At 68.7% G+C, this 1,701-nt stretch carries 3 protein-coding genes; all 3 read right to left on the bottom strand.

What is annotated here, in order from left to right; genetic code table 11:
- On the bottom strand, window positions 1-248 hold a 248-nt coding region (locus NBW84_RS17325), incomplete at its 3' end, for a type II toxin-antitoxin system PemK/MazF family toxin (RefSeq protein ID WP_250285772.1).
- Window positions 245-523 carry a hypothetical protein gene (locus tag NBW84_RS17330; RefSeq protein ID WP_250285773.1) on the bottom strand — a complete coding sequence of 93 codons (279 nt, stop codon included), beginning with the start codon at window positions 521-523 and terminating at the stop codon, window positions 245-247. The genes NBW84_RS17330 and NBW84_RS17325, both read right to left, overlap by 4 nt.
- 98 nt (window positions 524-621) lie before the next feature.
- Window positions 622-1,560: a formyltetrahydrofolate deformylase gene (gene purU / locus NBW84_RS17335; RefSeq protein WP_250285774.1), complete on the bottom strand. Its 939-nt coding sequence runs from the start codon at window positions 1,558-1,560 to the stop codon at window positions 622-624.
- Window positions 1,561-1,701 lie beyond the last annotated feature (141 nt).

Genomic DNA, 1,701 nt, shown 5'->3' on the forward strand with positions numbered 1-1,701 from the left:
GAGATGGTCCTGGGCTGTTCGCACATCACCCAGGACGGACGGTTGAGCCGATGGGTCGGAGCACGGGTCACGGGCACGTGATGGGGGAGCGCGCGATCCCGGCTCGTGATCGGGCACACCACCAGGAGCCGGCCCGCGACGAGCTGGTCGTAGCCGGTGTTGGAGATCACCACAACGGGACGTAGGCCGCCCTGTTCGTTCCCGGCGACCGGATCGAGATCGACGAGGAGCACCTCGCCTGGCGTCACGCCTGCTCCTCGGCGTATTCCGGCCACTCGGGAGCGCCACTGCCCAGGCCGTCGGACGCGGTGACGTCCCAGTCGCCGGCCTCGCGCAGATAGTCCTCCCACTGCTCGGGGTCGGCCTGAAGCCGGGCGGCGGACTGCTTGGCGTTATGCCACCAGTGGCCTTCCTCCGCTTCCTCGACGAGGGCGGACAGCTCCGCGCCCAGGGTACGGCCGTGGCTGGTGGCCAGCGCCATCAGCCGATCGCGTACATCGACCGGGAGCTTCATCGTCGTCATGGTGACCATGCCGATGAGTTTACTAAGAGGTTTACCAGCTGACATACCGCCAGGCGACGAGCCGCGCTGGCTCCCTTGGTCCCGCGAGGGCCGCACGGTCAGGAGAAGACCACGGTGGAGTTGCCGTGGCGCAGGACCCTGTCCTCGCAGTGCCAGAGCACCGCCCGGCTCAGCACCAGCCGTTCGACGTCGGCGCCGCGCCGCTTGAGAGCCGCGATGTCGTCGCTGTGCCGGACCCGCACGACGTCCTGCTCGATGATCGGGCCTTCGTCGAGCTCCTCGGTCGCGTAGTGCGCGGTCGCGCCGATGAGCTTCACACCGCGTTCCTTGGCCCGTTCGTAGGGGCCCGCGCCGGCGAACGCGGGCAGGAAGGAATGGTGGATGTTGATGACCGGGCAGCCGACGCTGTCGAGGAAGCCGGCCGAGAGGATCTGCATGTAGCGGGCGAGCACGACGAGGTCGAAGTTGCCCCGTAGCAGCTGCAGCTGCCTGGCCTCGGCCTCCGGCTTCGTGTCGCGGGTCACCGGGATGTGGACGAACGGCACGCCGAACGTCCGCACCCCGCTCGCGAGGTCGGCGTGGTTGGAGACGACCAGACCGATGTCGACCGGCAGTTCGCCTCGCCGGGCACGCCAGAGCAGGTCCAGCAGGCAGTGGTCGTGCTTCGAAACCATGATCGCTACACGCTTCGGGGTGGACGCGTCACAGAGGGACCACTCGGTCACCTCGAACTTCTCGACCAGCGCTTTCGCGAAGTCCTTGGTCATGTCGTCGAGGTGGGCCTGCAGGTGGGGCCGGTGGAAGGTCATCCGCAGGAAGAACTGGCCGCCCACCGGGCCGGTTGTCGCCTGGTCCGATTCGACGATGTTCGCCTCGTGATCGGTGAGGAACTGGGACACCGCGGCGACGATTCCGGGGCGGTCCGCGCACTGGACCGTGAGCCGGCCGAGATCGGACCGGGCCGGTACGGCGCCGCGTGGCCATACCGGTGACGGCTGTCGGTGCTTCTCCGCGTCGATCAGGGCCCTGTCCGGCACAAGGTCCTCCCAAAAAGATCGCTGGGTGCGGCGGCCGGCGGTCTTCCTGGACGAAGCCGTCATGGGCCTTGAGCCCATGCTAGGGACACGGCCTCGGGAGGGCCGGCGACCCACCGCGTCACCGGCCAGGCCCAGGGGGAC

Origin of the sequence: Protofrankia sp. CiP1_Cm_nod2, from assembly GCF_920664355.1 — a bacterium.
GTDB lineage: Bacteria > Actinomycetota > Actinomycetes > Frankiales > Frankiaceae > Protofrankia.

What these genes read in the sequence shown, in the direction of transcription:
- NBW84_RS17330 (WP_250285773.1), bottom strand. Translation starts at nt 523, where the DNA reads ATGACGACGATGAAGCTCCCGGTCGATGTACGCGATCGGCTGATGGCG.